General features: G+C 48.5%; 2 tRNA genes and 2 rRNA genes (1 of these 4 running past the window's edge). All 4 read right to left on the reverse strand.

Features of this window, described 5'->3' with window-relative positions:
• A 23S ribosomal RNA gene (locus HW347_RS20440) occupies nt 1–662 on the reverse strand; it reaches 2,174 nt to the left of the window's first position.
• Between the two features lie 202 nt (nt 663–864).
• A tRNA-Ala gene (locus HW347_RS20445) sits at nt 865–941 on the reverse strand.
• A 132-nt stretch (nt 942–1,073) separates the two neighbouring features.
• Nucleotides 1,074–1,147 (reverse strand) — tRNA-Ile (locus tag HW347_RS20450).
• 141 nt (nt 1,148–1,288) lie between these two features.
• Nucleotides 1,289–2,814, reverse strand: a 16S ribosomal RNA gene (locus HW347_RS20455).
• Together the 16S and 23S rRNA genes with 2 tRNA genes alongside form the textbook arrangement of a ribosomal RNA operon.
• Nucleotides 2,815–3,222 lie beyond the last annotated feature (408 nt).

Consider the following 3,222-nt stretch of genomic DNA (forward strand, 5'->3'; position numbering starts at 1 on the left):
ACTCGCTTTCGCTACGGCTCCGGACCTGAAGTCCTTAACCTTGCTAGTAAAAGTAACTCGTAGGCTCATTATGCAAAAGGCACGCCGTCACCCCGAAGGGCTCCGACCGCTTGTAAGCGTATGGTTTCAGGATCTTTTTCACTCCGTTGTTCACGGTTCTTTTCACCTTTCCCTCACGGTACTGGTTCACTATCGGTCTCTCAGGAGTATTTAGTCTTGGCGGATGGTCCCGCCGGTTTCACACAGGGTTTCACGTGCCCCGCGCTACTCAGGATACCGCTATCTTGCAGGTCTTTACCTATACCGGGCTATCACCGTCTTCGGCCAAGCTTTCCAACTTGTTCTAGTTCATTACTGTTCGAATGTCGCGGTCCTACAACCCCGCACATGCCGGAACATGTACGGTTTGGACTAATCCAGTTTCGCTCGCCGCTACTCCCGGAATCACTTTTGTTTTCTCCTCCTCCGGCTACTTAGATGTTTCAGTTCACCGGGTTTGCCTCCTTACGGATAACATGTCTTCAACATGCTGGGTTGCCCCATTCGGATACCTGCGGATCATATCGTGTGTGCCGATCCCCGCAGCTTTTCGCAGCTTATCGCGTCCTTCATCGCCTCTGAGAGCCTAGGCATTCCCCATACGCCCTTATCTAGCTTGTCGCCAGACCTTTTATTCTATTCGTATTTCGTACTCTTTACTTAAAAAATTCGTGTTTTCTTCTTTTTCAGTATGTATATCCTAAAATATACATCCTGTCCCAATATGTCAATGAACTTGTGGCGAGTCACCACCGATAATCAAAAATTATCCCTGTGGCTCCTCATGTAATACGTCGCGATAAATTAATATCCCTAAACATTACCTGGTGGAGAATATCGGAGTCGAACCGATGACCTCCTGCGTGCAAGGCAGGCGCTCTAGCCAGCTGAGCTAATCCCCCGTTATTTCTTCAGTGTGCGTCGCACCGTTATAAGTTAACAGTCCTAACGGCTCACCATAACGTGTAACTCAACTTCCAAAATTTCCTTTTTTATCTCTATGAACGTGCGCATCTAACAAAAGATGCAATTTGTAGTCCCAGGCAGACTCGAACTGCCGACCTCTACATTATCAGTGTAGCGCTCTAACCAGCTGAGCTATGGGACTGTCCCTACCACTCTTAGTACTTCGTACCAAAAGAAGTATTATATATTATTAATGTGGAGACTTGCTTCTTTTAACTTACAGATTGACTATATATTAGAACGAGGTGTCGGGGCCTTCAAAATTCTTAGGTCGACGCTCTAGAAAGGAGGTGTTCCAGCCGCACCTTCCGGTACGGCTACCTTGTTACGACTTAGCCCTAGTTACCGATCTTGCCCTAGGCCGCTCCTTACGGTGACGGACTTCAGGCACTCCCAGCTTCCATGGCTTGACGGGCGGTGTGTACAAGGCCCGGGAACGTATTCACCGGATCATGGCTGATATCCGATTACTAGCGATTCCAGCTTCACGGGGTCGAGTTGCAGACCCCGATCCGAACTGTGACCGGTTTTGTGGATCCGCTCTGCGTTACCGCATGGCTTCCCGCTGTACCGGCCATTGTAGCACGTGTGTGGCCCAGGACGTAAGGGCCGTGATGATTTGACGTCGTCCCCACCTTCCTCACGGTTTGCACCGGCAGTCCCGTTAGAGTCCCCGACATGACTCGCTGGCAACTAACGGTAGGGGTTGCGCTCGTTATAGGACTTAACCTGACACCTCACGGCACGAGCTGACGACAACCATGCAGCACCTTGCAAATTGCCCGAAGGAAAAGGTATCTCTACCCCTGTCAAAATGCATTTAAGCCCTGGTAAGGTTCCTCGCGTATCATCGAATTAAACCACATGCTCCACCGCTTGTGCGGGCCCCCGTCAATTCCTTTGAGTTTCATTCTTGCGAACGTACTCCCCAGGTGGGATACTTATCACTTTCGCTTGGCCGCCCAGGTCTCAAGGACCCGGACAGCTAGTATCCATCGTTTACGGCGTGGACTACCAGGGTATCTAATCCTGTTCGCTCCCCACGCTTTCGTCCATCAGCGTCAGTATATAGTTAGTCACCTGCCTTCGCAATCGGTGTTCTATGTAATATCTATGCATTTCACCGCTACACTACATATTCCGGCAACTTCACTATAACTCAAGACCGACAGTATCAAAGGCAATTTTACAGTTGAGCTGCAAACTTTCACCACTGACTTATCGGCCCGCCTACGGACCCTTTAAACCCAATAATTCCGGATAACGCTCGGACCCTCCGTATTACCGCGGCTGCTGGCACGGAGTTAGCCGGTCCTTATTCTTACGGTACCGTCAGTGGGGCACACGTGCCCCTTTTTCTTCCCGTATAAAAGCAGTTTACTACCCATAGGGCATTCTTCCTGCACGCGGCATGGCTGGATCAGACTCTCGTCCATTGTCCAATATTCCTCACTGCTGCCTCCCGTAGGAGTCTGGTCCGTGTCTCAGTACCAGTGTGGGGGATCCCCCTCTCAGGGCCCCTACCCATCGCGGTCTTGGTGAGCCGTTACCTCGCCAACTAACTAATGGGACGCATACTCATCCCCTACCGTAACCTTTAACTATAAATACGATGCCGTAATATAGTACTATGTGGTCTTAATCCAAATTTCTCTGGGCTATCCCACAGTAGGGGGTAGATTGTATACGCGTTGCGCACCCGTGCGCCGGTCGTCAACATCTAGCAAGCTAGACTTGTTACCCCTCGACTTGCATGTGTTAGGCCTGCCGCTAGCGTTCATCCTGAGCCAGGATCAAACTCTTCATCGTTGTTTCATTATATATTATAAGTCTATCAACCTTAGATTGTTTTTCCCGGCCCCGACTCTCATCCTAAAATAAAAATCTTTCTGTATGTTGTTTTCGTAATTCTATCGGAACAAAAAAGTTTCCCTCTTCATCCCTTTTACGCTGTCTCCACAATATGTCAAATGAACTTCTATATTCCTGACCGGTCTCCCGGTAACGCCTGTCAAACATGTTACTGTTTGCCTAAGCGGCTGCAAATATACAACTGTTTTTTAAACCGACAACTTTCTTTTGAAAAAAATCAAAATCTTTTTTCTCGGTGACAAAAACAATATCTTACAAGGAACGTTTACTCTTTATTAACCCACACTTAACAAACATCTTCATACCTGTTTAGCGGGGTGCAAATGTAAGACCCTTTTTTAATTC

Source organism: Zobellia barbeyronii, from assembly GCF_018603515.1.
Classification (GTDB): Bacteria; Bacteroidota; Bacteroidia; order Flavobacteriales; family Flavobacteriaceae; genus Zobellia; species Zobellia barbeyronii.